Consider the following 25,084-nt stretch of genomic DNA (forward strand, 5'->3'; position numbering starts at 1 on the left):
CCCCCTGTAGGAGCGAGCTTGCTCGCGAAAACCGTCAACGATAATGCAGCGCTATCAGGTAACGCGCGGCGCCTATGCGTCCTTCGCGAGCAAGCTCGCTCCTACAGCCATTCCATACGCTGGCGCCACACCGTCCAGCCCATGGCTGCGCCCGCGACGAGATGGAACCCCAACACCGCCGCCAGGCTCCAGCTCACCAGCCCCCAAACCGCCTGCACATACACCGGCAGCAGAAACAGCAACAGCGCAAACAACAAACCCACGCCCCACTGCTCCCACTTCATTAACCGGCGCAGGCGGGAGACGATCGCGCAACCCAACGCCGCCCCCAGGAACACCAGCAACAAGCCCGACACCGCATGCCCCGTCACCACAGGCCAACCGAAGAACCACAAGAGCAGGCAGAGCACAGACAAGGCGAGTGAGCACATGAGGATAAACACGTACAGGTATTCAAAGCCCCTCAGGCCCCAGCCGCGGATGAAATTGCGGGTCTGTTCAATTTCGGCCTTGTTCGGCCCTTTCGAGATAGCGACTGCAAGCAGGCCCGAGCCCAGGCCGCCCAGGGTCATGACTACAAAATTGGTCACGACCCCTTTGATTTCTTTACCCGTGGCGCTGAGCGTCAGCAGCTCCAGGTGCCGCAGAATCAACACTGCGCCTACGGACGTGATCCCAAACCCTACGAGCTTGCCGCGCCTGGTTGGGCATTTCATCGTCACGCTGGCGGTGATCACCAGCACCACAAACCACATGATTAAAGCGAAGGTAAACGGGTTGAGGTTATACAGCCGGGCAAATACGTCGAATAGCCACATTGTGTTGTTGCTTCCACCGAAAGACTCCTTGGGTTATCGGCGGGTTTACGTGGGGCTTTACCCGAGCAGGCATCAGTCCCAAAAAGGGAACGAACGGTCCTTTTCTGGGACTGATCAAGTTTTACGCAGCGGCCGCAGGCGATATTTGCTCCAACGCACGCTCGACCAGCAGTTGGCCCAGTTCGGTCATTTGTTGGATCGCCAGCAGTACGCCGCGCTGGGCGCCGTTCAACTCAAAGGCCAGACCGCAGGTCAGGGCGTTGAGGGACGCGAGGGTTTCGCTGGCGTTGACCAGCAGGGTTTCGGTGTTCTGGTGCGGGTTGACGGTGAAGAGATTGGATGAGGTAGGCGGGTTGGGGGTGGGTTTGATCATGGTGAACATCTCCGATATGTGAAGGAGACTGACACCGCTTGCTTGCACGCAAATCGGGTGGCAGCTGTGCGCAGGTGTGCAAGACCGGGCATATCGGACCCCGGCAGACCCGAAGATCTCCCACGCACAGCCGCCATAACAAACACAGCAGGTATAAAAAACGCCCGTTGAATGGCTATGGGCGTTGGTGCGCCGATATGTAACCGGACTTGCACGTCCGTGTCACCGTTTTTTGCGATGACCGACGAAGCCTAGGCGCGAAGGCTACGAGCGACAAGTTCATGGGCGGCGCGAAAACGTGCGGGAAAAATCTGAGGGCTGCATCCCCACCAATCATTCCTACAAACTTTTAGGGTTGTTGCTCGGATGTCGCCTCACTAGCCTTTTGGATTTGAATCATCCCACCAGCAGAGCATCATGAATCTGACCCCAAAACCCGATACAAGGCCATTGCAGAGCGTGATGTATCACATCACAATCCGTCCATGATCGTCAGTTGGAAACACAAGGGACTCCAGACTTTTTATGAAACAGGATCAACCAAAGGCATCAACGCGGGTCACGCGAAACGCTTGCGTCGTGTGCTGCTGATTCTGGATAGCGCAGAACACCCGGGCGAATTGAATCTCCCAGGATGGCGCTTTCATCGGCTCAAAGGCGATCTGCTCGACTACTGTTCCGTCAGTATCAGCGGCAACTGGCGCATCATTTTTCGTATGCTGGATGATCACGTCGAACTGGTTGATTACCTTGACTACCATTGAACAGGGGCACGCACATGGGTATGCACAACCCACCACATCCCGGCGAAATCCTGCTTGAGGATGTGATGCCCAGCTTGGGCATCACCATTACCGAAATGGCCCGGCGGCTCGGCTTTGCCAGGGAAACATTCTCCAGGATCCTGCATGGTCACGCGCCAGTCAGCCCAGACCTTGCCGTGAGGCTGGAACGGGCAGGCATCAGCAAAGCGCGGTTATGGTTGTCGATGCAAAGTGCCTACGATCTTTGGCAAGCGGAACACCGTGAACAACCGCTCATTGAGCGTTTTGCGCAGATTGAGTAAGGGCTGGCGCCAAGCGCAAGCCCGCTTCCACATTCAGGCCAACCCAGCCTCGACCAGCAGCGCCTCCAGCCCCATCAAGTCCGGCACTTTCGCCACATGCTCGCCAACCTGTACCGCCGCCAATTCCAGGGGCGATAGAGGCACGTCCACATAGCTCAACTGGCTGTCGAGCTTGTACGAGCGGGGAATGCCCTGGATCACCAGCGCGATAAATTTCAACGTCGCCCGTCCACCCAAGGCGTTGAGGACCACGATCCGGGCGCGTTCGCTGACCACGCTGGCACCGCCACACGCTGCCTCGAAGCTGATCAAGGGCAATTGCTGGTCGCGCCAGGTCACTTGCCGCAAGTACCACGGCGGTGCGTCGCTGGCCGGTTCGCCGCGCTGGAAATCGATCAGCTCGGCCACGGCTACGTTGGGTAGCAGCAGGTGGCGGTCGGCCAAGGGCAGGAGCAGGCCGGTGAGTTGACTGGTGCGGTGATCAAGCATGTTTCGGGCTCCAGTAGGCGATGCTTTCGAGCAGCACCGACTCTTGATACGGCTTGCCAAGGTAGTCGTTGACGCCAATGGCCATGGCCCGGTCGCGATGTTTCTGGCCAGTGCGCGAGGTGATCATGATGATCGGCAGGCGCTTGAGCCGTGGGTCGTTGCGTACCTGGATCGCCACTTCAAAGCCGTCCATGCGCGGCATCTCGATATCCAGCAACATCAGGTCGGGGGTGTGTTCCTCCAGAACGGCGATGGCGTCGATACCGTCCTTGGCGGTCAGCACACTCATGCCGTGGCGCTCCAACAGGCGGCTGGTGACTTTGCGCACAGTGACCGAGTCGTCCACCACCAGCACGAGCAACCGCCGTTTTTTCTGCGGCTCGTTGACCGTCAGCGGACTCTCCATTGCCTGGGCCGGCAACGCCGGTGCCAGGGCGCGTATATGCGCCAGCAGGTCGATGATCAACACCACCCGGCCGTCGCCGAGGATGGTCGCCCCGGACAGCCCCTGCACTGCCGCAAACTGCGGGCCCAGGCCCTTGACCACGATTTCCCGGGTACCGGCCATGTCGTCCACCTGCACCGCGATGTGCCGCTCGTTGCATTGCATCAACAGCACCGGCAACGGCTGGCCTTGCCCCAGCAGCTTGGGCCGGGCGACGGTGTGCAGCAACTCGCCCAGGTAATACAACTCGTAGCGCTGGCCCGCGTATTCATACACAGGTGGATCCAGTTGGTAGTGCCCTTCCAGCTCATTGGGCAACACCCGAACCAGGCCCTGGATGGTGTTCAACGGGATCGCGTACTGGTCCTCCGCACACTGCACCATCAACGCCCGGTTGACCGACACGGTAAACGGCAGGCGAATGCGAAAGTGCACGCCCAGGCCGGGTGTGGAGTCAATGAACATGCTGCCGCCCAGTTGGCGCACTTCTTCGTGCACCACGTCCATGCCCACACCACGCCCGGAAATCTGGGTGATTTTTTCGGCAGTGGAAAACCCCGGCTGCAAGATGAACTGCAACACGTCGCGGTCGCTGATCTCCATCTCCGGGTCCAGCAGGCCACGCTTGATCGCCTTGCGCCGCACCGCATCCAGCGGCACGCCGGCGCCGTCGTCGCGCATGTCGAAGATGATATCGCCGCCTTCGTGGCTCAGGTCCAGGGTGATCCGACCTTTCTCCGGCTTGCCCGCCAACAGCCGCGCATCCCGCGACTCCAGGCCGTGGTCGACGGCGTTGCGCAGCATATGTTCCAGGGGCGCTGCCATGCGTTCCAGCACGTTGCGGTCCATCTCGCCTTCGGCATTGCCGACCACGAATTCCACATCCTTGCCCAGCTCGCCGGCCACTTGCCGCACGATGCGCTTGAGGCGCGGCAACATGCGCTCGAACGGCACCATGCGCGTGCGCATCAGGCCTTCTTGCAACTCGGTGTTGATGCGCGCCTGTTGCTGCAACAGGTTCTGCGCATCCTGGTTTCGCTGGTCGAGGGTTTCCTTGAGGTCCAGCAGGTCCGAAGCCGACTCGGACAACGCACGGGACAGTTGTTGCAACTGCGAATGGCGATCCATTTCCAGCGGGTCGAATTCTTCGTAGCCCAGGCGCTCGGCTTCGGCATGCTGGCGGCTGAGGATCCGCCCCTGGGTCTCGGTATCGAGGCGGCGCAGTTGGTCGCGCATGCGCTCGATGGTGGTTTGCACCTCGGCAAGGGCGGTGCGTGCATCGTTGACCTGCTGCTCGATACGCCCACGGAAAATCGAAGTTTCACCGGCGAGGTTAACCAGGTCATCCAGCAGTTCGGCAGAGATTTTCACCATGTCCGCGCCCGGCTCACTGGCAGCCGGCGCCTCGGGTTTGGCGGCGGGCATCGCGACCGGAGCAGCCTGGGCTTCGACAGGTTGGACCAGGCTTTTGATCCGCTCGATCAGACGTTCTACCGAGCCAACCGGCAACCCCGCCGCCACCGCCTCGACCATCTGTGCCAGGCGGTCGTGGCAGCCTTGCAGCAACGCAAACAGCTCAGCGGTAGGCGCCAGCAAGCCGGCCGACAAGCCTTCGTAGAGAAACTCCAACTCATGGGCCAGGTCGCCGATGGGGCCGATCTCGACCATGCGTGCGCCGCCCTTGAGGGTGTGCAGGTCGCGCAGCAGGGTCTCGACGTCCTGGCGATTCTGCGGCTCGGCCTGCCAGCGCAACAGCGCGGCGCCGGAGCTGTCGAGAATGTCGGCGGCTTCTTCAAGAAAGATGTCCAGCAGCTCGGGATCACTGCCGGCTACCTGCGCCTCGAGCGGTGTGGGAACCGCCACCGGCGCGGCGTTCTGGCGTACCTCGCGCAAACGGTTGATCAGGGCGCTGGAATCACTCAAGGGTTGCTGCTCTTGCAACTGCTCCAACTGCAACGCCAGGTGTTCATGGCTGTCCATCAACACTTGCGCCAATTCGCCGGAGTAGCTGTAGCGCCGGTCCACCAGGCCTTCGTAAAGGCTTTCCAGTTCCTGGGCCAGATCGCCCACCGGGCCGATTTCGGCCATGCGCGCGCCGCCCCGCAGGGTGTGCAGGTCGCGTTGCAGGGACGAGAGCGGCGCCACGCCGTCGGGCTCCAGTAACCAGCGCTTGAGGGATTGCCCGGCGCTGTCGAGGATATCCACGGCCTCTTCAAGGAAGATCTCGACGATCTCATCGTCCACCGCCCAGTCCTGTTGCAACTGGGTGGTGGCCGCGCCCAATTCGGCAATGCTCAGTGTACGACTGCCATCGCTTTTGATCAGCCCGGTGGCGCTCGGATCTAGCCCTTCATCGAGCAACTCGCGCAAGGCCTTCATGCGTGCCGGCGCCGGGCTGATTTCCTGGCCGGCGGCCAGTTGGTCGAGCATGTTGATCAGGGCTTCATGGGCCTGCTCGGCCTCATGGAAAAACCGCTCGCTGACCGCCAGGCTGCTCTCTTCCACTGCGCCGTACAGGTCGAGCAAGGCTTCACACAACTCGTCCATCGGGTGCAGGTCGGCCAGGTGCGCGCCCTCGCCCAGGGTGGTCAGTTCGTCCAGCAATGCGCTGAGTTCCTGGCGCTCGCCGGGGTGTTGCTGCCAGCGCCGCAGCAGGCTTTCGGCGTCCAGCAGGATATCCATGCCCTGGGCCAGGAAGTTGCTGATCAACTGCGGGTCGCGCTTGACCCGCAAGCCCGTGCTCGGGGCGTTGAGGAAGGCTTCGAGCTGGCTGTCGAGACGCGCCTGGGTGCGTTCGATCAAGGACTGCGCGCCTTCGATAGGCACCAGGGGATCACTGCCCAACTGGCGCAAGCCGCGCTGGAACAGGGCTTCACCCTCCAGCAACAGTTCGACTTCATCCAGGTCCAGCGCCAGGCGATGGGCCTTGTACTCACGGGTCAAGTGATCCAACGGCCGCGCCAGTTCGGCGATTGGCAAGACGCCCGCCATATAGGCACTGCCCTTGAGGGTATGCAGGGCGCGTTGCAACTCGTCGCTGACGTGCAGCGGCATCTGTTCGGTGGCCTGGTGCAAGAACCGATTGAGGCTGTCCAGGTGGCTTAGCGCTTCGTTGCGGAAAATCTCCAGCAGCAGCGGGTCGAGCGTGTTGTCGTCCGGCTCCACGGCAACCGGTAATGGCGCGCCATTGGCCAGGGCGTGGGCGCGTGCCGCAAGGTGGTCGGCATCGTCCCGCTGGCGCTGAGTGTCAGAGGCGAACTCGGCGATCAACTCGGGCAGCAGTAACACAACATCGTCCAATACCGCCTGGACTTCAGGGCCGGGCGCGACGACCCGTTCGATCACGCGGTTGAGCAGGTTTTCCACGGCCCAGGCCAACTCTGCCAACACCAACGCCCGCACCATGCGCCCGCTGCCTTTCAAGGTATGGAAGGCTCGGCGCATGTCGCTCAGGGCAGTCTTGTCGGCCAGGCTCGCAGCGCCCTGGGGGACCAGGCGCTGCAACACTTCCAGCACTTCTGCGGTTTCTTCCAGGAACACCTCACGCAGTTCGTCATCCACCGACTCTTCGTCGGCAGGCGGCGGCAACAGGCTGCCCGGGCGTTGCAGTGCCGGCGGGTTGAGGCGCGGGGTCGGGCTGGCGAGCGCCTGGGCCAGGGTCTGGGAGTCGACCGGCAACTCATCGGCCGGCACGGCCCGCTCCTGGCGCCAGGGCTGCTGCGCCTGTACGGGCGCGTAGCCGAGCGCCGCAAGCCCGTCGAAGGCGATATCCAGTACGCGCTCACCCGGCGCATCCGGGTCCTGCAGCATACGCTCCAGGTAGTGCTCAAGACTGGTGAGCACATCGGCAAAATGCTCAAGGTCCACCGCCGCTGGTGCAGTGGCGTGGACCATCAATTGCTCATCCACGTAGTCATTGAAACCACGCATCAGGCTCGCCGCACGGTGCAGCGGGATCATCGCCAGGGCGCCACGCACCTGGGTCAGCAGTTCGGGCAGGGACTCCAGGCGCTGCGTATCCCAGTGCGCTTCAAGGCAGTCGATCACCAGTTCCCGGGCCTGCTTGAGGCACTGGCATGATTCCTTGATCACCAACTGGTGGATCTGAGTCAGGTCGGTGGTGGGCAGGCGGCTGTCTTCACGGCTTTGCGGCTCGACGGTACCGACCATCCCGGCCAGCGTCGCTTCGACATACAACAACGCCCCGGCCACATCCATCAACACCGCATCGTTGGGTTCACGCTGCCCCTGGGCCAGGCCCTGGACCACCGCCAACTGGTCGATGATGACTTTGCGCGGCTGGCCAAACCCCAATACCGCGAGGGTGTCGGCAATCTGTCGCAAGGGCGCCAACAGGCTGTCCAGGCCCGAGAGGTGTTGGCGATCGCTGCGCACGAACAGGTCCAGGCGTTCCTTGACCCGCACCAGCTCTTCACACAACGCACCCAGTACCGAGCCCATGGCATTGCGGTCGGGTCCGGCCAGGCGCGCACGTTCGGCATCGACCACCGCGCTGTCGGGCAAGGCCTCATCCAGGCCATAGCGTTCCTTGAGGCTTTGCATGCGCGGGGTCGGCCGGGTGACTTTGGCGATATAGAACAGCAGGCTCTTGAGCAATTGGTCCGGCGCCGGGGTGTTGATCCCTTCGATGCCCTGGATTTGCAGGCGCTTGAGCACCTTGTCACAACTCTTGAACAGGCTGCGCAACGCCGGGCTATTGGCGATGACCCCGGTGAGCATGCCTTCGGTCAGCGCCGAGGTGACTTGCCACAACGCCAGCAACGGCGCGCCGTGACACAGCGCTTCCAGTTGGGCGAAGACCCGGGCCATGTCTTCCAGGTTGCTCGGGCCGTGGTCCTCACGCAGCAGCCCGGCCAAGCCCTGTTGCAGCATTTGCCGCCATTGCTGCAGTTGCTCGGCAAAATCCGCCGGCGCACGTTGGGCCAGTGCATCCTCGGGCAGCGGCGCGATCACCAGCAGTTGCGGGCTGAACAGGCTGGTTTCCGAGAGCAGGCTTTTGCCATGCACACTGCGCAGGTCGTTGAGCAGCGGCAACACCACCAGGGGCAGGTCGCGCCGGGCACTGTGGACACGGTCCAGGTACAACGGCAGTTGCCCGAGGGCCTGTTGCAGCAGGCGAATCCCTTCTTCGCGCTGGCTGACACGCCCGGCTTGCAGGGCCTGGGCCAGGTGCTCCATTTCTTCGGCGAGCAACGCCGCGCCGTAGAACTCGACCATTTGCAGGGCACCATGAACCTGGTGAATGCCCTCCAGGCACTGCGCGAGGGCCTCATCGCTGGCCTCGTCGGTGTAGGCGTCCAGCGCCGAACGGGCCTGCTTCAGGGTGTCGGCGATCTCGCCCTTGACCCATTCGAGGGCGACGTAGTCGTGCCGGTCAACCATAACGACTCCCGTCTGAATGGGTGAAACGTGAGAATCCATGTGGGAGCGGGCTTGCTCGCGAAAGCGCTGGGTCAGTCGGCACATCAGGTGACTGATACACCGCTTTCGCGAGCAAGCCCGCTCCCACATTTAGATTGCGGTGGTTTTGGGGGGGCATGTCATTCATCGGTCTTGCGCACGGGCGGCAAGGTGAAACCCGATACCGAGCGCCGCAGTTGGCTGGCCATTTTGGCCAGGTTGCCAATGCTGTCGGCGGTGGCCGTGGAGCCGGATGAGGTCTGGCTGGTGATCTGCTGGATCACGTTCATGGTCAGCGAGATCTGCCCTGCCGACGAGGTTTGCTGCTGCGCGGCGTTGGAAATGCTCTGGATCAAGGCAGCCAGGGTCTTGGACACGCCCTCGATTTCTTCCAGCGCCACCCCGGCGTCCTGGGCCAGCCGCGCACCACGAACCACTTCGGTGGTGGTCTGCTCCATGGAGATCACCGCTTCGTTGGTGTCGGTCTGGATCGCCCGCACCAGGCTCTCGATCTGCCGGGTCGCGGCTGACGAACGTTCGGCCAGGCGCTGCACTTCATCGGCCACTACCGCAAAGCCGCGCCCGGCATCACCGGCCATGCTTGCCTGGATCGCGGCGTTGAGGGCGAGGATGTTGGTCTGCTCGGCAATGTCGTCGATCAGGCTGACGATATCGCCAATCTCCTGGGACGACTCCCCCAGGCGCTTGATGCGCTTGGCGGTGTCCTGGATCTGTTCGCGGATGTTGTCCATGCCATGGATGGTGTTGTGCACCACCTCGTTGCCCTTGTTGGCGATTTCCACCGAGCGTTCGGCAACCGCCGAGGACTCGGCGGCATTGGCCGACACCTGGTCGATGGATTGGGCCATCTGGTTGATTGCCGTCGACGCCTCGGCGATCTGCTGGGCCTGATGCTCCGAGGCCTGGGCCAGGTGCATGGCCGTGGCCTGGGTCTCCTGCACGGCGCCGGCGACTTCACCGGCGGTGAGGTTGATGGTCGCCACCAGGTCGCGCAACTGGTCCACCGAGTAGTTGATGGAGTCGGCGATGGTGCCGGTAAAGTCTTCGGTCACCGAGGCGGTCACGGTGAGGTCGCCGTCAGCCAGGTCTTCGATTTCGTCCAGCAGGCGCATGATCGCGTTCTGGTTGCGTTCGTTTTTCTCGGCGGTTTCGCGTAACTGGCGATTGGTCTCGCGCACCATCACCAGGCCGATCAGGATGATCGAGGCCAACGCCAGCAAGCCCAGGACATAGCCACCGATGGTGTCGAGGGTGCGCCCGCCGGCGAGGTTTTCAAAGCCGATGGCCAGGTGCGAGGCTTCATCGAGCAGGGTTTGCGAGAGGCTGAAGATGTTGCTCGCCGAGGCGCGCACCTGGAACAGTTGCGGCGAGGTTTCGAGGATTTCATCCACGGAGCCGGAGACAAACTCGAACAGCTCGGCGATTTCCGCCAGGCGCGCGCGGGCGTCGGGGTCTTGTACTTCGCTGATTTTCAGGCCGGCGCTGCCCTGGAGCATGCCGGCCAGGACCTGGCCAAAGCGGTTGGCATCGCGGCCAAAGGCGTCGGCGGCCTTGACGGCAGTTTCGTCCCCCGCCAACACCGTATTGACCGCCCCCAGGATGCGCTCGGCCAACAGCGATTGGCGCTGGGCCACCGCCACCTGGCTGGCGGGCGCGCCGCGTTGCAGCAGGATTTCGACGACCTTTTCCGACTCTATCTGCAATTGCGGTACGGTTTCGGCCAGGGTCGCGGCCACTTGATGCAACGACAGCACCGTCTGCTCGCTGGCCAGGATCACGTCGGTGTTCTTCAGCAGGGCTTCCCAGTCGTGCTGCACGGCGCGCATTTCGCTGCGCACGGCGCTGGGCGCGGCAGGCAGGCCGGTGGCCGGGTCGCCTTTTTTCAGGTAGCCCCAGCGCTGGGCAAAATCATTGCGCGCCTCGCTCAACAGCTTGAACGCCGCGGCCTTGCCGGCCGCTGCTTCCGTGGCGTTCTTGGCTATGCGCTGGGACAGTACCCGCAGCTCGCCGGCATGGCCGATGTACTGCTTGTCATAGGTGGACTGGGTGTTGAGGTAGGCGAAGTTGGCGAACAGCAGCATGATGAAGATGATCAGCGCAATAAACAGCACGATGATCTGCGAACGGCTGCGCGAAGCTGGCTGCGGTTTGACGGGAGTGACGGTGCTCATGCGGCAACATCCAGAAAGCCCGGGGCCTGGGCCAGGGCAAAGGGGCTGAAGACCTGCCACAGCGGGTCGCCGCTGAACTGGCCTTGGATAAATGCAGCGCTGGCGGCGGGCACACTGGCCGATACCGGGCGCAGCAGGTCCTGGGCAAAATGTTGCAGGCCGACCACTTCATCCACCAGCAGGCCGACAAAGGTGTCTTCGTGCTCGATCACCAGCACCCGGCGCTGTTTGCGCGCGGCCGATAACTCATAGCCGAAGAACCCGCACAGGTTGATCACCGGCAGCAAGCGCCCGCGCAGGTTGGCCACGCCCTTGACCCAGGGCTTGACCCCGGGCATCAGCGTGCAGCGCGGCTCATGCAACACCTCGGCGACTTCGCCCATGGGCGCGACATACCAATGCTCCCCCAGGCGAAAACCGATGCCGCTCCAACTGTGGGAGCGGGTTTCCTGGGACGGCAGGTCAGCGGCCAGCAGGCGGCAGCGGCGGTCGATGTCCAGCAGCAGCTCAAAGGCGGTTTGCGACTCGGTCATGGGGGCGAGCCGTCAGGGCTTGAGCACCGAGTTCAGGACTTCGATCAGCTTGTCTTCTTCCACCGGCTTGGTCAGGTACGCCTTGGCCCCCTGGCGTGCGCCCCAGATCTTGTCGGTTTCCTGGTCCTTGGTGGTGACGATGATGATCGGGATACCGTTGGTTTCCGGCTCCTTGGACAGCTGGCGCGTGGCCTGGAAACCATTGAGGCCCGGCATGACGATATCCATCAACACCGCATCGGGTTTTTCCTGGCGGGCCAGGGCCACGCCGTCGGCGCCATTCTCGGCCTTGAGGACCTGGTGGCCGTGCTTTTCCAGCATGCCCGTCAGTTTGTACATTTCAGTCGGCGAATCGTCGACGATCAGAACGCGTGCCATGGTTTTCCCCACTACATTGGTTGACGCAAGCCCCGAGGGGGCTGGGTCAATGTGCTTGTTCTACTGCAGCGAAACCCGGCACATAGGCCTTGATCGCACTCAGCAGTTCTTCCTTGCTGAAAGGCTTGGTCAAAAATTGATCGACACCAACGATGCGCCCCTTGGCCTTGTCGAACAGGCCATCCCTGGATGACAGCATGATCACCGGGATGGCCTTGAACGCCGGGTTGTTCTTGACCAGGGCGCAGGTCTGATAACCATCCAGGCGCGGCATCATGATGTCGACAAAGATAATGTGCGGGTGATGGTCGACGATCCTGGCCAGGGCATCAAAACCGTCGATGGCCGTGATGACTTCGCACCCTACGTTCTTCAACAGCGTCTCAGCGGTGCGGCGAATCGTTTTCGAATCGTCGATCACCATCACTTTCAAGGCGTTGGAATGCTGTTCCATATCTGCTCTACCATCGCCACAGCGAATCGGTTTTCGGTGTGTACTGCCGGATATTGCCAGGGACGAGCGCCAGAACCCTTGTGGTTCAAGGGCCGACACGCCATGGCAGCCTTTTTAGCACAGACTGGGGAGGCAATCTATCGGCCGACCGGCAAGGTGGTTTTTCCTTGACCCACAACAGCCGCAGCGCCACTCTGACGCCACTTTTATGCGCCCTTATTTGCTAGAGGAAATCCCCCATGAGCGTTCGCGTCGGCATTGTCATGGACCCTATCGCCAGCATCTCCTATAAAAAGGATAGCTCGCTGGCCATGCTGCTGGCCGCCCAGGCCCGCGGCTGGACCCTGTTCTATATGGAACAGCGCGACCTTTACCAGGGTGACGGCGAGGCGCGGGCGCGGATGCGCCCCTTGCAGGTGTTCGCCAACCCTGAGAAGTGGTTTGAGCTGGCAGACGAGGTCGACAGCCCCCTGAGCGACCTGGACGTGATCCTGATGCGCAAGGACCCGCCGTTCGACATGGAGTTCGTCTACTCCACCTACCTGCTGGAGCAGGCCGAGCGCGCGGGCGTGCTGATCGTCAACAAGCCGCAAAGCCTGCGTGACTGCAATGAAAAGCTGTTCGCCACGCTGTTCCCACAGTGCACGCCACCGACCGTGGTCAGCCGCCGCGCCGACGTGCTGCGTGAATTTGCCGCCAAGCACGGTGATGTGATCCTCAAGCCGCTGGACGGCATGGGTGGCACCTCGATCTTCCGCCACCGCGCAGGCGATCCGAACCTGTCGGTCATCCTCGAAACCCTGACCGCGCTGGGCACCCAGCAGATCATGGGCCAGGCCTACCTACCGGCGATCAAGGATGGCGACAAGCGCATCCTGATGATCGACGGCGAGCCGGTGGATTACTGCCTGGCGCGTATCCCGGCGGCCGGCGAGACCCGTGGCAACCTCGCGGCAGGTGGCCGTGGCGAAGCCCGCCCGCTGAGCGACAAGGACCGCTGGATCGCCGCCCAGGTTGGCCCGACCCTGCGGGAAAAAGGCCTGCTGTTTGTAGGCCTTGACGTAATTGGCGAGCACCTGACGGAAATCAACGTCACCAGTCCGACCTGTATTCGCGAAATAGACAACGCGTTCGGCACCAATATCGGCGAAATGCTCATGGCAGCGATTGCCGACAAGCTACAAGCCAAGTGACATAGAACAGCCGGATGTAAACCAACATTGCGCTATCATGCGCCACCTGTGAAACGCGCGATGTTGGTTTTCCTGCTATGACGCTCCCGTCTGACCTGCCCCCCGAATTCAGCCGCAGCCGCGTGCGCCCGGCTGATCGGCTCGGCTTTACCCTGTTCCTGGCAGCGCTGATTCACTTGGCGTTGATCCTCGGGCTGGGCTTTACCTTCGTCGAACCCCAGCAGATCAGTAAAACCCTGGAAATCACCCTCGCCACCTTCAAAAGTGAGAAAAAGCCCGAGAAGGCTGACTTTCTGGCGCAGGATAATCAGCAAGGCAGCGGTACCCTGGACAAGAAGGCAGTGCCCAAGACCACCGAAGTGGCGCCCTTCCAGGACAACAAGATCAATAAGGTCACGCCGCCTCCTGCGGCCAAACCCGAGGTCAAGCAGGCCGTGCCCAAGGCGGCTGTCGCCACTGTCGCGCCAAAGCCACAGAAAACCGCGACCCCGCGCGAAGCCGTGAAGACTGAGCCTGCGCCACGCACACCCGCCCCCACATTCGACGCCTCGCAACTTTCCAGCGAAATCTCCAGCCTGGAGGCCGAACTGGCCAATGAGCAACAGTTGTACGCCAAGCGCCCGCGTATCTACCGGCTCAATGCCGCCTCGACCATGCGCGACAAAGGCGCCTGGTATAAGGACGAATGGCGCAAGAAGGTCGAGCGCATCGGCAACCTGAACTACCCGGACGAGGCCCGGCGCCAGCAGATCTACGGCAACCTGCGCCTGCTGGTGTCGATCAACCGCGACGGTTCCTTATATGAAGTACTGGTGCTGGAGTCGTCCGGCCAGCCGTTGCTGGACCAGGCGGCGCAACGCATCGTGCGCCTGGCCGCACCGTTCGCCCCGTTTACCGGTGACCTGAACGATATCGACCGCCTGGAAATCATCCGCACCTGGCGTTTTGCCAAGGGAGATCGTCTTTCCAGCAACTGATCTGCCCCCTCAACGGTGTAGGAGCGAGCTTGCTCCTACACAGGAAATAAATCCGCTAACCGATTTCCTACACATCCCCAGCTTGTCAGTTCGCCCCTCCAACGCCACACTAGCGGACATGAAAAATGTCAGCCCGACTTACCTCAAGCACCAATTCCTGATCGCCATGCCCCATATGGCCGACCCGAACTTTGCGCACACCTTGACCTATATCGTCGAGCACACGGCCAATGGCGCCATGGGGTTGGTGGTCAACCGCCCGCAGGACCTGAACCTGGCCGATATCCTTGAGCAACTGCGCCCGGAGATCGACCCACCCGCCAGTTGCCAGGCGGTGCCGATCTATTTCGGCGGGCCGGTGCAGACCGACCGTGGTTTCGTGCTGCACCCCACGGGCCCGACGTTTCAGGCAACGGTTGATCTGGACGGGGTATCGCTGTCCACGTCCCAGGACGTGCTGTTTGCCATCGCCGATGGCGTCGGCCCCAAGCAGAGCCTGATTACCCTGGGCTACGCGGGCTGGGAAGCCGGGCAACTGGAAGAAGAGCTGGCCAACAATGCCTGGCTGACCTGCCCGTTTGATGCCGACATTCTGTTCAATACCGCCAGCGAGCTGCGTCTTAACGCCGCGGCGGCACAGTTGGGGGTCAACCTCAACCTGCTGACCAGCCAGGCGGGACACGCCTGATGGCCTTGCGATTGATCCTCGGGTTTGACTACGGCACCAAGCAGATCGGCGTCGCCGTGGGCCAGGTCATCACCGGCCAAGCCCGCGAGCTGTGTACCTTGAAGGCGCAGAACGGCATACCGGACTGGAATCAGGTCGAAGCCCTGATCAAGGAGTGGAAGCCCGACGCGGTGGTGGTTGGCCTGCCGTTGAACATGGACGGCACCCCCAGCGATATGTGCCTGCGCGCGGAAAAATTCGCCCGCCGCCTCAATGGGCGCTACAACCTGCCGTTCTATACCCACGATGAGCGCTTGACCACCTTCGAGGCCAAGGGTGAGCGTCGCGACCGTGGCGGGCAAAAGGGCAGCTACCGCGACAACCCGGTCGACGCCATTGCCGCCGCCTTGCTGTTGCAGGGCTGGCTGGATGAAAACACCGCTTTATTTGAATCCTGACTGACGCGGCTTGCCGCGTCTTCTTACGTTTGAGCCCGGACTTTGCCAGCGTCACGCTGCCCAAGCCCCTGAAGGAGCCACCATGAGCCTGCCCAATCCCGCCGAACTGATCCGTCAGATGGCGACGAGCCTGACGACCCACTTGCAACACCGTGCCATCAGCGAGCCGCGCTTCATTGGCATCCGCACCGGTGGCGTGTGGGTCGCCCAGGCCTTGCTGCAAGAATTGGGCAGTGAGTCGCCCCTGGGCACCCTGGACGTGTCCTTCTACCGCGACGACTTCAGCCAGAACGGCCTGCACCCGCAGGTGCGTCCGTCAGAGCTGCCGTTCGAGATCGAAGGCCAGCACCTGGTGCTGATCGATGACGTGCTGATGAGCGGACGTACCATCCGCGCCGCCATGAACGAGCTGTTCGACTACGGCCGCCCGGCCAGTATCACCCTGGTCTGCCTGCTCGACCTCGACGCTGGCGAACTGCCAATCAGCCCGGATGTCGTGGGCGCAACCCTGTCGCTTTCAGCCCAGCAGCGGGTAAAATTGTCCGGTCCCACGCCGCTCGAACTCGAACTGCAAGACCTCGCCCTTTAAACCGCCTTGTAAAGAGTCCCCGCGATGACGCCTCTAGATGCCAAGCGCCCGCTGCAGCTCAACGCTCAGGGCCAGCTGCAACACTTCCTGTCCCTCGACGGCCTGCCCCGCGAATTGCTCACCGAAATCCTCGACACTGCCGACTCGTTCCTCGAAGTCGGCGGCCGGGCGGTGAAAAAAGTCCCGCTGCTGCGCGGCAAAACCATTTGCAACGTGTTCTTCGAGAACTCCACGCGCACGCGCACCACCTTCGAGCTGGCGGCCCAGCGCCTGTCAGCCGACGTGATCACCCTGAACGTCTCCACCTCGTCGGCGAGCAAGGGCGAAACCCTGCTCGACACCCTGCGCAACCTGGAAGCCATGGCGGCCGACATGTTCGTGGTACGCCACAGCGACTCGGGCGCGGCGCACTTTATCGCCGAGCACGTGTGCCCGCAGGTGGCGATCATCAACGGCGGCGATGGCCGTCACGCCCACCCGACCCAGGGCATGCTCGACATGCTCACCATCCGTCGGCACAAGGGCGGCTTTGAAAACCTCTCGGTGGCTATCGTTGGCGACATCCTGCACTCGCGGGTGGCGCGCTCGAACATGCTGGCCCTGAAAACCCTGGGCTGCCCGGACATCCGCGTGATTGCGCCGAAAACCCTGCTGCCGGTGGGTATCGAGCAATACGGGGTGAAGGTCTACACCGACATGGCTGAAGGCCTGAAGGACGTCGACGTGGTGATCATGCTGCGCCTGCAACGCGAGCGCATGGCCGGTGGCCTGCTGCCCAGCGAGGGCGAGTTCTACCGCCTGTTCGGCCTGACCACCGCGCGCCTGGCCGGCGCCAAGCCCGATGCGATTGTCATGCACCCTGGCCCGATCAACCGTGGGGTGGAGATTGAGTCGGCGGTGGCCGACGGCCCGCATTCGGTGATTCTCAACCAGGTCACCTACGGCATCGCCGTGCGCATGGCCGTGCTGTCCATGGCCATGAGCGGGCAAACAGCCCAACGTCAATTCGAGCAGGAGAACGCCCAGTGAAGCTCAGCATTCTCGGCGCCCGAGTCATCGATCCAGCCAGTGGCCTGGATCAAGTCAGCGATCTGCACCTGGAAGCCGGCAAGATCATTGCCATCGGCGCCGCACCCAGCGGTTTCAGCCCGACCCAAACCATCGACGCCAAAGGCCTGGTGGCCGCGCCTGGGCTGGTGGACCTGAACGTCGCCCTGCGCGAACCGGGCTACAGCCGCAAAGGCAGCATCGCCAGCGAAACCCGCGCCGCCGCCGCCGGTGGCGTGACCAGCCTGTGCTGCCCGCCGCAGACCAAGCCGGTACTGGACACCTCGGCCGTGACCGAGCTGATCCTCGACCGCGCCCGCGAGGCCGGCAATTGCAAAGTGTTCCCCATTGGCGCCCTGAGCAAAGGCCTGGACGGCGAACAACTGGCCGAACTGATTGCCCTGCGTGACGCCGGCTGCGTAGCCTTCGGCAATGGCCTGGAGAGTTTCCGCAGCACCCGCACCCTGTGCCGTGCGCTGGAATATGCGGCCACCTTCGACCTGACGGTGATCTTCCACTCCCAGGACCGCGACCTGGCCGAAGGTGGCCTGGCCCATGAAGGCGCCACCGCCAGTTTCCTCGGCCTTGCGGGCATCCCGGAAACCGCAGAAACCGTGGCCCTGGCCCGTGACCTGCTGTTGGTGGAGCAAAGCGGCGTACGCGCGCACTTCAGCCAACTGACCAGCGCCCGGGGCGTGGCCCTGATCGCCCAGGCGCAGGCCCGTGGCTTGCCGGTGACCGCCGATGTGGCGTTGTACCAGTTGATCCTGACGGATGAGGCGTTGATCGACTTCTCCAGCCTGTACCACGTGCAACCGCCACTGCGCACCCGCGCCGACCGTGATGGTTTGCGCGCGGCGGTGAAGTCTGGGGTAGTTTCGGCGATCTCCAGCCATCACCAGCCCCACGAACGGGATGCCAAGCTGGCACCGTTTGGCGCGACAGAGCCTGGGATCAGCAGCGTCGAGTTGCTGCTGCCATTGGCGATGACCCTGGTGGAAGATGGTTTGCTGGACCTGCCAACGCTGCTCGCACGCCTGAGTTCAGGCCCGGCCCAGGCGTTGCGCCTGCCGGCGGGCAAGTTGGCGGTGGGTTCGCCGGCAGATCTGGTGCTGTTTGATCCGGCCAGTTCCACCGTGGCTGGCGAGCAGTGGCTGTCCAGGGGGGAAAACTGCCCATTCATCGGCCATAGCTTGCCGGCGAATGTGCGCTACACCCTGGTGGACGGACGGATCAGCTACCAGACTTGATCCACACCGCTCCAATGTGGGAGCTGGCTTGCCTGCGATTGCATCACCTCAGTGTCACTGACACACCGAGGTGACTGTATCGCAGGCAAGCCAGCTCCTACAGTTCAGGATCTGCGCTTATCGACCGCCCAGCCGCTCGGCATTGCGCACCGAAATCTGCGTATTCAGCGTCCAGAAGTCATACAGCACACCCAGCAGGAACAAGCCGCCGGTCACCAGGTACAACAGGCCGGTAAGCCATTTGCCCTGATACATACGGTGCAAGCCAAACACCCCCAGGAACGCCAATAGAATCCAGGCCACGTTGTATTCGATCGGCCCTGCGGTAAAGCGCAGGTCGGCTTCGCGGTCCATCGCTGGGATCAGGAACAGGTCGATCAGCCAGCCAATTCCCAGCAAACCAAAGGTGAAGAACCAGATCGTCCCGGTCACCGGCTTGCCGTAATAGAAACGGTGCGCGCCGGTGAATCCGAAGATCCAGAGCAGGTAACCGATCATCTTGCTGTGAGTGTCCTGTTGCGAAACAGCCTGTCGATAGGTGTTCATGAATGACCTCTTTTGCCTCGATAGATAAATATTTCTGGTTTCTTTGTGACTTTTTTACAGGCACCCGACGTACGGCAAATGATATCGTCGCTTCCCTCAAAGCCTTGTACCGCCTGACTTGTGTAGGACAATTGCGACGGTTCGTCGCGGTTTTCCTGATTTTGACGTCAAGGTTCAGTCGACAAACGGCCTGAGAAAGACACTAAAAGCTGTTATAAAGTTGCGCGCAAACCAACAAGAGCCTGCCTTATGCGACCATTTTTAAAGACATGGCTAACCATTTGCCTATTAATGCCACTGGCCGCCCACGCCACCAATCGTGAGCAACGACTTCCGAACGTCAATGGTTTCACCCCTAAAGTCCACGCCACTACCAGCTCCGCCAAATCGGTAAAACTCACCGTCAAGCGCCCGACTCAAGTGAGCAAGGCCCACGGTAAAGCAGTTTCCGGCCTGGTTGCGAACAATAACCAGCAAAGCAGCAAAGTCCTCAGCCGTGCGGTCAACGTGCTCGGTACGCCTTATCGTTGGGGCGGCAGCAGCCCAAGTAAAGGCTTTGATTGCAGCGGCCTGGTGAAATACGCCTTCAATGATGTAGCTGCGGTGGATTTACCACGCACCTCCAATGCCATGGCCAGCGGCCACGGGCAGAAAGTCGATCGCAAGGATTTGAAGCCTGGCGACCTGCTGTTCTTCAAGCTCAAGAGCCGCCAAGTCAACCATGTTGCCATCTACCTGGGCAACGACCGCTTCATTCACGCACCGCGGCGTGGCAAGTCGGTCAGCATCGACACCCTGAAAAAGCCGTTCTGGAACAAGAACTACGTGATTGCCAAGCGTGTGCTGCCTAAAGAGCAGAACAACCTGCGGATCGTGCAACGCTGATTCAAGGCTGAAATGCGGTAAAACATGTGGGAGCGGGCTTGCTCGCGAATGCAATAGATCAGCCACCAAAGAGGGTGACTGACACACCGCATTCGCGAGCAAGCCCGCTCCCACATTTGATTTTTATTGCCCGCAAGACCTCACATGTCGGTAGGCACCCTCGCCTTCTGCTGTGCCTCTTCCCGGCTGACGACCCCTTCCCCGACCAGCCCCTTCAAGCTCATATCCAACGTCTTCATCCCCAACGCCCCACCCGTCTGGATCGCCGAGTACAACTGCGCCACCTTGTCCTCGCGGATCAGGTTACGGATCGCCGGTGTACCGAGCATGATTTCATGGGCCGCCACGCGCCCGCCGCCAACTTTTTTCAGTAACACCTGGGAAACCACCGCCTGCAGCGACTCCGAGAGCATCGAACGGACCATGGCCTTTTCCCCTGCCGGGAATACGTCCACCAGCCGGTCCACGGTCTTTGCCGCCGAACTGGTGTGCAGGGTGCCAAGCACCAGGTGCCCGGTTTCAGCCGCCGTCAGGGCCAGGCGGATGGTTTCCAGGTCGCGCAACTCACCCACCAGGATCACGTCCGGGTCTTCGCGCAACGCAGAGCGCAGGGCCGTGGAAAAGCTGTGGGTGTCGCGATGTACCTGGCGCTGGTTGATCAGTGCCTTGCGCGGTTCATGGACAAATTCGATGGGGTCTTCAAGGGTGAGGATGTGCTGATGGCGGGTGTTGTTGAGGTAATCGACCATCGCCGCCAGGGTAGTGGACTTGCCCGAGCCCGTCGCACCGGTCACCAGTACCAACCCCCTGGGCAACTCGGTAATGCGCCGGAATATATCGCCCAGCCCCAGGGTTTCGAGGCTCTGGACCTGGGAGGGAATCGTGCGAAACACCGCGCCTATCCCCCGGTGCTGGCGGAACACGTTGGCGCGAAAGCGCGCAACGCCAGGTAACTCGAAGGAAAAATCCGTTTCAAGAGATGTTTCGAAATCCTTTTGTTGATGCTTATTGAGGATCGGGCTGAGCAAGTCCGCAACTTGCGTAGCACTCAATGATGGCCAATCGAGTGGCACCACCTCACCGTCAATTCGCATCCTCGGCGCCAGCCCTGCCGACAGATGCAGGTCGGAGGCGCCCCGGCTGACGCTTGCGGCCAGCAGTTCAGTGATGTCCATAGGGCTATCCATTTCCAGTAGAATGCCGCGGACTCCATATCCACGGGCGCAACTTGAATGTCGACCATAGCAGACAATATTGGCCTGGTTAGTCAGCGGATCCGTGCTGCGGCCCAGGCCGTGCAACGCGATGAATCCAGCGTGCATTTGCTGGCGGTCAGCAAGACCAAGCCCGCGCAAGCCGTGCGCGAAGCCTATGCCGCCGGGATGCGCGACTTCGGCGAGAACTACTTGCAGGAAGCCCTCGGCAAACAAGCCGAATTAACCGACCTGCCCTTGAGTTGGCACTTCATCGGCCCCATTCAATCGAACAAGACGCGCGCTATCGCCGAGAACTTCGCTTGGGTGCACTCTGTGGACCGCCTGAAAATCGCCCAACGCCTGTCCGAGCAACGCCCGGCCGACCTGCCAGCACTCAATATCTGCATTCAGGTCAATGTCAGTGGCGAAGCCAGCAAATCCGGCTGTACACCCGCCGATTTGCCAGCGCTGGCCGAGGCGATCAGCGCCCTGCCGCGTTTGAAGCTAAGGGGCCTGATGGCGATTCCCGAGCCTACCGAGGACCGTGCCGCGCAAGATGCCGCGTTCGCAGCCGTGCGTGACTTGCAAGCGAGCCTGAACCTTGGGCTCGACACACTTTCCATGGGCATGAGCCATGACCTTGAGTCGGCCATTGCCCAAGGGGCCACCTGGGTGCGGATCGGTACCGCCCTGTTTGGCGCCCGCGACTACGGCCAGCCATGAAAATGGCTGACTTCCATCTGAGTAAGGACCTGTCATGAGCAACACGCGTATAGCCTTTATCGGCGCCGGCAACATGGCGGCCAGCCTGATCGGCGGCCTGCGGGCCAAGGGCCTGGAAGCTGCGCAGATTCGCGCCAGCGATCCCGGCGCCGAGACCCGCGCCCGGGTGAGTGCCGAGCACGGTATCCAGACCTTTGCCGACAACGCCGAGGCCATCCAGGGTGTCGACGTGATTGTGCTGGCGGTCAAGCCACAGGCCATGAAGGCCGTGTGCGAAGCCCTGCGCCCAAGCCTGGCGCCGCAACAACTGGTGGTGTCGATTGCCGCCGGCATCAACTGCGCCAGCATGAACACCTGGCTCGGCGCCCAGCCCATCGTACGCTGCATGCCCAACACGCCATCGCTGTTGCGCCAGGGCGTGAGCGGCTTGTACGCGACGGCACAAGTCAGCACCGCTCAGCGTGAGCAGGCCCAGGAACTGCTGTCGGCCGTGGGCATGGCCCTGTGGCTGGAAGAAGAACAGCAACTGGATGCCGTCACCGCCGTGTCCGGCAGTGGCCCGGCGTATTTCTTCCTGCTGGTCGAAGCCATGACCGAGGCTGGCGTGAAGCTGGGCCTGCCACGGGAAATCGCCGAGCAACTGACTCAGCAAACCGCCTTCGGCGCCGCGCATATGGTGGTGTCCAGCGATGTGGATGCAGCCGAGTTGCGCCGTCGCGTGACATCGCCCAATGGCACCACACAGGCTGCCATCGAATCGTTCCAGGCCGGGGGCTTTGAAGCCCTGGTCGAAAAAGCACTGGGTGCCGCCGCGCACCGCTCGGCCGAACTGGCCGAACAACTAGGTCAATAAGGAGCCAATATGATTGGTTTGAACACCGCAGCCGTCTACGTGCTGCAAACCCTCGGCAGTCTGTATCTGCTGATCGTGCTGTTGCGTTTTGTGTTGCAACTGGTACGCGCCAACTTCTACAACCCTCTGTGCCAGTTCGCCGTGAAGGCCACCCAGCCGTTGCTCAAGCCGTTGCGCCGGATGATCCCGAGCCTGTTCGGCCTGGACATGTCATCGCTGGTACTGGCGATCCTGGTCCAACTGGCGCTGATGGCCCTGACGCTGTTGCTGACCTACGGCACCACCGGCAACTTCCTGCAACTGATGGTGTGGGCCCTGATCGGCGTGACCGCACTGTTCCTGAAGATTTTCTTCTTTGCCCTGATCATCAGCGTGATCCTGTCCTGGGTCGCACCGGGCAGCCATAACCCTGGCGCCGAACTGGTCAACCAGATCTGCGAGCCCGCCCTGGCGCCGTTCCGCAAGATCCTGCCGAACCTCGGCGGCCTGGATATCTCGCCGATCCTCGCGTTCATGGTGCTCAAGCTCCTGGATATGCTGGTGATCAACAACCTGGCGGCGATGACCATGATGCCGGACATCCTGCGCCTGCTGATCTGACCTTTGTAGGAGCCGGCTTGCCGGCGATGGCACCCGCGAAAACGCCATCGCCGACAAGCCGGCTCCTACAGAAACAAGCCGTCATCAGCCCGGACAAGGTTCGCTTGCCGCTAGCCCCCCCGCTCTTTAGACTTACGCCTCATTTAAACGAGAGCAGGGTCGATGCCAGCTGCCTTCCCCCCCGATTCTGTTGGACTGGTCGTGCCCCAAGTGGCGCACTTCAGCGAACCCCTGGCCCTGGCCTGCGGTCGATCGCTGCCGGCCTATGACCTGATCTATGAAACCTACGGCGCGCTGAACGCCACGGCCAGCAATGCCGTGCTGATCTGCCACGCCCTGTCTGGCCATCATCACGCGGCGGGCTACCACAGCGCCGACGAGCGCAAGCCCGGCTGGTGGGACAGCTGCATCGGCCCCGGCAAGCCCATCGACACCAACAAGTTCTTTGTGGTCAGCCTGAACAACCTCGGCGGCTGCAACGGGTCCACCGGCCCCAGCAGCCTCAACCCGGAGACCGGCAAGCCGTTTGGCGCCGACTTCCCGGTGTTGACCGTGGAAGACTGGGTGCACAGCCAGGCACGCCTGGCCGACCTGCTCGGTGTACGCCAATGGGCGGCGGTGATCGGCGGCAGCCTGGGCGGCATGCAGGCGCTGCAATGGACCATCACTTACCCCGACCGTGTGCGCCATTGCCTGGCCATCGCCTCGGCCCCCAAGTTGTCGGCACAGAACATCGCCTTCAACGAAGTGGCGCGCCAGGCGATCCTCACCGACCCGGAGTTCCACGGCGGTTCGTTCCAGGAAGCGGGCGTGATCCCCAAGCGCGGGCTGATGCTGGCGCGGATGGTCGGGCACATCACCTACCTGTCGGATGACTCCATGGGCGAGAAATTCGGCCGTGGGCTCAAGAGCGAGAAGCTCAACTACGACTTCCACAGCGTCGAGTTCCAGGTCGAAAGTTACCTGCGCTATCAGGGCGAGGAGTTCTCCGGGCGTTTCGACGCCAACACCTACCTGCTGATGACCAAGGCCCTGGACTACTTCGACCCGGCGGCAAACTTTGATGACGACCTGGCGAAAACCTTCGAGGGTGCCAGCGCCAAGTTCTGCGTGATGTCGTTTACCACCGACTGGCGCTTCTCCCCGGCCCGTTCGCGGGAACTGGTGGATGCGCTGATGGCCGCGCGCAAAGACGTCTGCTACCTGGAGATCGATGCACCGCAAGGCCACGATGCCTTCCTGATCCCGATCCCACGTTATTTGCAGGCTTTCAGCAACTACATGAACCGCATTACTTTGTGAGAACGCCATGAGAGCCGACCTGGAAATCATCCAAGACTGGATCCCCGCCGGCAGCCGCGTGCTCGACCTCGGTTGCGGCGATGGCGAACTGCTGAGCTGGCTGCGCGACAACAAGCAAGTCACCGGCTATGGCCTGGAAAACGACCCGGACAACATCGCCCAGTGCGTGGCCAAGGGCATCAACGTGATCGAGCAGGACCTGGACAAGGGCCTGGGCAACTTTGCCAGCAACAGCTTCGATATCGTGGTGATGACCCAGGCCCTGCAGGCCGTGCACTACCCGGATCGGATCCTCGACGAAATGTTGCGTGTCGGCCGCCAGTGCATCATTACCTTCCCCAACTTCGGCCACTGGCGCTGCCGCTGGTACCTGGCCACCAAGGGCCGGATGCCAGTGTCGGACTTCCTGCCATACACCTGGTACAACACACCGAACATTCACTTCTGCACCTTCGAGGATTTCGAAGCACTGTGCAGCGGGCGCGAAGCCAAAGTGATCAACCGCCTTGCCGTCGATCAACAGCACCGCCACGGCTGGGCGAGTAAGCTATGGCCTAATCTTTTAGGTGAGATCGGGATTTATCGGGTCAGCAGTCCCGGCCTGACCGACCATCAGATTGCCGTCTAAC

General features: G+C 62.0%; 25 protein-coding genes. 15 read left to right on the forward strand and 10 right to left on the reverse strand.

Going from position 1 to position 25,084, the window contains the following annotated elements:
• Positions 1-101 precede the first annotated feature (101 nt).
• Both BFQ03_RS06780 and BFQ03_RS06785 read right to left on the reverse strand, forming a co-directional pair.
• Positions 102-743: a hypothetical protein gene (locus BFQ03_RS06780; protein WP_139115652.1), complete on the reverse strand. Its 642-nt coding sequence runs from the start codon at positions 741-743 to the stop codon at positions 102-104.
• 196 nt (positions 744-939) lie between these two features.
• Positions 940-1,191 (reverse strand): DUF6124 family protein, encoded by a 252-nt coding sequence (locus BFQ03_RS06785; protein WP_065942763.1) that lies wholly within the window; start codon positions 1,189-1,191, stop codon positions 940-942.
• Positions 1,192-1,676: 485 nt separating this feature from the next.
• Here BFQ03_RS06785 and BFQ03_RS28885 point away from each other — a divergent pair, with 485 nt between their 5' ends.
• Together BFQ03_RS28885 and BFQ03_RS06795 are read left to right on the forward strand one after the other, a co-directional pair.
• Positions 1,677-1,955 carry a type II toxin-antitoxin system RelE/ParE family toxin gene (locus tag BFQ03_RS28885; RefSeq protein WP_083204802.1) on the forward strand — a complete coding sequence of 93 codons (279 nt, stop codon included), beginning with the start codon at positions 1,677-1,679 and terminating at the stop codon, positions 1,953-1,955.
• A 14-nt stretch (positions 1,956-1,969) separates the two neighbouring features.
• Entirely contained in the window at positions 1,970-2,257 is a 288-nt protein-coding gene (locus BFQ03_RS06795; protein ID WP_065942740.1) for a HigA family addiction module antitoxin, read from the forward strand.
• A gap of 33 nt (positions 2,258-2,290) precedes the next feature.
• On the opposite strand, the gene BFQ03_RS06800 is transcribed toward BFQ03_RS06795, so the two are convergent.
• The 6 genes from BFQ03_RS06800 to pilG form a co-directional block, all read right to left on the reverse strand.
• The gene (locus BFQ03_RS06800) at positions 2,291-2,746 is read right to left on the reverse strand and encodes a chemotaxis protein CheW (RefSeq protein WP_032858780.1); all 456 of its coding nucleotides are present in this window, start codon (positions 2,744-2,746) and stop codon (positions 2,291-2,293) included.
• A complete protein-coding gene (locus BFQ03_RS06805) occupies positions 2,739-8,594 on the reverse strand; it encodes an Hpt domain-containing protein (protein ID WP_065942741.1) in 5,856 nt (1,951 codons plus the stop codon). The genes BFQ03_RS06800 and BFQ03_RS06805 overlap by 8 nt, the downstream gene beginning before the upstream one ends.
• Before the next feature lie 158 nt (positions 8,595-8,752).
• Positions 8,753-10,804 (reverse strand): methyl-accepting chemotaxis protein, encoded by a 2,052-nt coding sequence (locus tag BFQ03_RS06810; protein WP_065942742.1) that lies wholly within the window; start codon positions 10,802-10,804, stop codon positions 8,753-8,755.
• On the reverse strand, positions 10,801-11,337 hold the full coding sequence (locus BFQ03_RS06815) for a chemotaxis protein CheW (protein WP_032858785.1): 537 nt from the start codon (positions 11,335-11,337) through the stop codon (positions 10,801-10,803). Before BFQ03_RS06815 ends, BFQ03_RS06810 begins: the two co-directional genes overlap by 4 nt.
• A gap of 12 nt (positions 11,338-11,349) precedes the next feature.
• Positions 11,350-11,715: a twitching motility response regulator PilH gene (pilH, locus tag BFQ03_RS06820; protein ID WP_029300454.1), complete on the reverse strand. Its 366-nt coding sequence runs from the start codon at positions 11,713-11,715 to the stop codon at positions 11,350-11,352.
• A 46-nt stretch (positions 11,716-11,761) separates the two neighbouring features.
• Positions 11,762-12,169 (reverse strand): twitching motility response regulator PilG, encoded by a 408-nt coding sequence (gene pilG, locus BFQ03_RS06825; RefSeq protein WP_032858786.1) that lies wholly within the window; start codon positions 12,167-12,169, stop codon positions 11,762-11,764.
• A gap of 239 nt (positions 12,170-12,408) precedes the next feature.
• Here pilG and gshB point away from each other — a divergent pair, with 239 nt between their 5' ends.
• The 7 genes from gshB (at position 12,409) to BFQ03_RS06860 (ending at position 18,350) form a co-directional block, all read left to right on the forward strand.
• Positions 12,409-13,362 (forward strand): glutathione synthase, encoded by a 954-nt coding sequence (gene gshB, locus BFQ03_RS06830; protein WP_065942743.1) that lies wholly within the window; start codon positions 12,409-12,411, stop codon positions 13,360-13,362.
• Positions 13,363-13,439: 77 nt separating this feature from the next.
• Entirely contained in the window at positions 13,440-14,339 is a 900-nt protein-coding gene (locus BFQ03_RS06835) for an energy transducer TonB (RefSeq protein WP_032858789.1), read from the forward strand.
• 118 nt (positions 14,340-14,457) lie between these two features.
• A complete protein-coding gene (locus BFQ03_RS06840) occupies positions 14,458-15,027 on the forward strand; it encodes a YqgE/AlgH family protein (protein ID WP_032858790.1) in 570 nt (189 codons plus the stop codon).
• Positions 15,027-15,464 carry a Holliday junction resolvase RuvX gene (gene ruvX / locus BFQ03_RS06845; RefSeq protein WP_005792259.1) on the forward strand — a complete coding sequence of 146 codons (438 nt, stop codon included), beginning with the start codon at positions 15,027-15,029 and terminating at the stop codon, positions 15,462-15,464. The genes BFQ03_RS06840 and ruvX overlap by 1 nt, the downstream gene beginning before the upstream one ends.
• A gap of 82 nt (positions 15,465-15,546) precedes the next feature.
• Positions 15,547-16,053, forward strand: a complete 507-nt coding sequence (pyrR, locus tag BFQ03_RS06850) for a bifunctional pyr operon transcriptional regulator/uracil phosphoribosyltransferase PyrR (RefSeq protein WP_065942744.1) — start codon at positions 15,547-15,549, stop codon at positions 16,051-16,053.
• Between the two features lie 24 nt (positions 16,054-16,077).
• Positions 16,078-17,082 carry an aspartate carbamoyltransferase catalytic subunit gene (locus BFQ03_RS06855; protein ID WP_032858794.1) on the forward strand — a complete coding sequence of 335 codons (1,005 nt, stop codon included), beginning with the start codon at positions 16,078-16,080 and terminating at the stop codon, positions 17,080-17,082.
• Positions 17,079-18,350 carry a dihydroorotase gene (locus tag BFQ03_RS06860; RefSeq protein ID WP_065942745.1) on the forward strand — a complete coding sequence of 424 codons (1,272 nt, stop codon included), beginning with the start codon at positions 17,079-17,081 and terminating at the stop codon, positions 18,348-18,350. The genes BFQ03_RS06855 and BFQ03_RS06860 overlap by 4 nt, the downstream gene beginning before the upstream one ends.
• A 117-nt stretch (positions 18,351-18,467) precedes the next feature.
• On the opposite strand, the gene BFQ03_RS06865 is transcribed toward BFQ03_RS06860, so the two are convergent.
• The gene (locus BFQ03_RS06865) at positions 18,468-18,896 is read right to left on the reverse strand and encodes an NINE protein (RefSeq protein ID WP_032858797.1); all 429 of its coding nucleotides are present in this window, start codon (positions 18,894-18,896) and stop codon (positions 18,468-18,470) included.
• Between the two features lie 249 nt (positions 18,897-19,145).
• Here BFQ03_RS06865 and BFQ03_RS06870 point away from each other — a divergent pair, with 249 nt between their 5' ends.
• The gene (locus tag BFQ03_RS06870; protein ID WP_032858798.1) at positions 19,146-19,781 is read left to right on the forward strand and encodes a C40 family peptidase; all 636 of its coding nucleotides are present in this window, start codon (positions 19,146-19,148) and stop codon (positions 19,779-19,781) included.
• A 140-nt stretch (positions 19,782-19,921) separates the two neighbouring features.
• Here the strand turns inward: BFQ03_RS06870 and BFQ03_RS06875 are convergent, their stop codons facing one another.
• Positions 19,922-20,956, reverse strand: a complete 1,035-nt coding sequence (locus tag BFQ03_RS06875; protein WP_065942746.1) for a type IV pilus twitching motility protein PilT — start codon at positions 20,954-20,956, stop codon at positions 19,922-19,924.
• Positions 20,957-21,013: 57 nt separating this feature from the next.
• Here BFQ03_RS06875 and BFQ03_RS06880 point away from each other — a divergent pair, with 57 nt between their 5' ends.
• The 5 genes from BFQ03_RS06880 (at position 21,014) to metW (ending at position 25,083) form a co-directional block, all read left to right on the forward strand.
• Positions 21,014-21,700, forward strand: coding sequence for a YggS family pyridoxal phosphate-dependent enzyme (locus BFQ03_RS06880; RefSeq protein WP_032858800.1), 687 nt, complete (start codon positions 21,014-21,016; stop codon positions 21,698-21,700).
• A 34-nt stretch (positions 21,701-21,734) separates the two neighbouring features.
• A complete protein-coding gene (gene proC, locus BFQ03_RS06885) occupies positions 21,735-22,553 on the forward strand; it encodes a pyrroline-5-carboxylate reductase (protein ID WP_065942747.1) in 819 nt (272 codons plus the stop codon).
• Between the two features lie 9 nt (positions 22,554-22,562).
• Positions 22,563-23,153, forward strand: a complete 591-nt coding sequence (locus BFQ03_RS06890) for a YggT family protein (protein WP_065942748.1) — start codon at positions 22,563-22,565, stop codon at positions 23,151-23,153.
• A gap of 162 nt (positions 23,154-23,315) precedes the next feature.
• Positions 23,316-24,455: a homoserine O-succinyltransferase MetX gene (locus tag BFQ03_RS06895; RefSeq protein WP_032858805.1), complete on the forward strand. Its 1,140-nt coding sequence runs from the start codon at positions 23,316-23,318 to the stop codon at positions 24,453-24,455.
• Between the two features lie 7 nt (positions 24,456-24,462).
• Positions 24,463-25,083, forward strand: coding sequence for a methionine biosynthesis protein MetW (gene metW, locus BFQ03_RS06900; RefSeq protein WP_029300485.1), 621 nt, complete (start codon positions 24,463-24,465; stop codon positions 25,081-25,083).
• The last annotated feature ends 1 nt before the right edge of the window (position 25,084 follow it).

It is taken from the genome of Pseudomonas sp. 25 R 14, assembly GCF_900004755.1.
Classification (GTDB): Bacteria; Pseudomonadota; Gammaproteobacteria; order Pseudomonadales; family Pseudomonadaceae; genus Aquipseudomonas; species Aquipseudomonas brenneri.

Bases quoted from the DNA above. Each gene is read 5' to 3' on its own strand.
- BFQ03_RS06880 (WP_032858800.1), top strand. From the start codon at position 21,014: ATGTCGACCATAGCAGACAATATTGGCCTGGTTAGTCAGCGGATCCGT.
- BFQ03_RS06870 (WP_032858798.1), top strand. From the start codon at position 19,146: ATGCGACCATTTTTAAAGACATGGCTAACCATTTGCCTATTAATGCCA.
- BFQ03_RS06800 (WP_032858780.1), bottom strand. From the start codon at position 2,746: ATGCTTGATCACCGCACCAGTCAACTCACCGGCCTGCTCCTGCCCTTG.
- BFQ03_RS06840 (WP_032858790.1), top strand. From the start codon at position 14,458: ATGAAAAATGTCAGCCCGACTTACCTCAAGCACCAATTCCTGATCGCC.
- ruvX (WP_005792259.1), top strand. From the start codon at position 15,027: ATGGCCTTGCGATTGATCCTCGGGTTTGACTACGGCACCAAGCAGATC.
- pilG (WP_032858786.1), bottom strand. From the start codon at position 12,169: ATGGAACAGCATTCCAACGCCTTGAAAGTGATGGTGATCGACGATTCG.
- BFQ03_RS06810 (WP_065942742.1), bottom strand. From the start codon at position 10,804: ATGAGCACCGTCACTCCCGTCAAACCGCAGCCAGCTTCGCGCAGCCGT.
- metW (WP_029300485.1), top strand. From the start codon at position 24,463: ATGAGAGCCGACCTGGAAATCATCCAAGACTGGATCCCCGCCGGCAGC.
- BFQ03_RS06805 (WP_065942741.1), bottom strand. From the start codon at position 8,594: ATGGTTGACCGGCACGACTACGTCGCCCTCGAATGGGTCAAGGGCGAG.
- pyrR (WP_065942744.1), top strand. From the start codon at position 15,547: ATGAGCCTGCCCAATCCCGCCGAACTGATCCGTCAGATGGCGACGAGC.
- BFQ03_RS06855 (WP_032858794.1), top strand. From the start codon at position 16,078: ATGACGCCTCTAGATGCCAAGCGCCCGCTGCAGCTCAACGCTCAGGGC.
- BFQ03_RS06875 (WP_065942746.1), bottom strand. From the start codon at position 20,956: ATGGACATCACTGAACTGCTGGCCGCAAGCGTCAGCCGGGGCGCCTCC.
- gshB (WP_065942743.1), top strand. From the start codon at position 12,409: ATGAGCGTTCGCGTCGGCATTGTCATGGACCCTATCGCCAGCATCTCC.
- BFQ03_RS06890 (WP_065942748.1), top strand. From the start codon at position 22,563: ATGATTGGTTTGAACACCGCAGCCGTCTACGTGCTGCAAACCCTCGGC.
- BFQ03_RS06865 (WP_032858797.1), bottom strand. From the start codon at position 18,896: ATGAACACCTATCGACAGGCTGTTTCGCAACAGGACACTCACAGCAAG.
- BFQ03_RS06795 (WP_065942740.1), top strand. From the start codon at position 1,970: ATGGGTATGCACAACCCACCACATCCCGGCGAAATCCTGCTTGAGGAT.
- BFQ03_RS28885 (WP_083204802.1), top strand. From the start codon at position 1,677: ATGATCGTCAGTTGGAAACACAAGGGACTCCAGACTTTTTATGAAACA.
- BFQ03_RS06785 (WP_065942763.1), bottom strand. From the start codon at position 1,191: ATGATCAAACCCACCCCCAACCCGCCTACCTCATCCAATCTCTTCACC.
- BFQ03_RS06815 (WP_032858785.1), bottom strand. From the start codon at position 11,337: ATGACCGAGTCGCAAACCGCCTTTGAGCTGCTGCTGGACATCGACCGC.
- proC (WP_065942747.1), top strand. From the start codon at position 21,735: ATGAGCAACACGCGTATAGCCTTTATCGGCGCCGGCAACATGGCGGCC.
- BFQ03_RS06835 (WP_032858789.1), top strand. From the start codon at position 13,440: ATGACGCTCCCGTCTGACCTGCCCCCCGAATTCAGCCGCAGCCGCGTG.
- pilH (WP_029300454.1), bottom strand. From the start codon at position 11,715: ATGGCACGCGTTCTGATCGTCGACGATTCGCCGACTGAAATGTACAAA.
- BFQ03_RS06895 (WP_032858805.1), top strand. From the start codon at position 23,316: ATGCCAGCTGCCTTCCCCCCCGATTCTGTTGGACTGGTCGTGCCCCAA.